Source organism: Komagataeibacter intermedius TF2, from assembly GCF_000964425.1.
Taxonomy (GTDB): Bacteria; Pseudomonadota; Alphaproteobacteria; order Acetobacterales; family Acetobacteraceae; genus Komagataeibacter; species Komagataeibacter intermedius.
Map to the genome: position 1 here is coordinate 1 of NZ_BANF01000646.1, position 443 is coordinate 443.

Annotated in this window: 1 protein-coding gene; it reads right to left on the reverse strand. The window is 62.8% G+C overall.

Translation table 11 applies throughout. From position 1 onward, the window contains the following. Positions 1-428: ATPase, T2SS/T4P/T4SS family (locus B7449_RS18890; RefSeq protein ID WP_456303608.1), on the reverse strand; the 428-nt coding region annotated here is incomplete at its 3' end. Positions 429-443: the final 15 nt, after the last annotated feature.

Sequence of the window (443 nt, forward strand, 5' to 3'; positions counted from 1 at the left end):
CTTTCTTCCGCCAGAGCGGTGTCTTCGGTGATCAGATCGGCATCAAGCAGTTTGCGGATGGCTCTGCCGAAGGACTGGCCCTGCGCCTCGACCGCATCGGCCACCACGTCAGGCCAGTCCGTTGGCTCGGTCCGGGTCAGCTTGCGGCGCAGATCACGATCGAAGGTGAGGAATTCGCGGATCGCAACACGCCCGCCGCCCTTTCGGGGCACAAGGCGCTGGTTGATGCAGAACCGGAGCGCCTGAGCGAGGGCCGAGACGAGGTTGTCACGTTCCGAGGGGGGACAGAGCGCGATCGCGCGCTGGATCATGAGGGAGACGCTGTCTGCATGCAGCGTTGTGCCCAGAATACCGCCCATCATGGCGATATTGATGGCTGCATTCATGGTCTCGCCGTCACGACATTCCGTGATGATGCCATCGCTCATCTCGCGGCGTGTCAG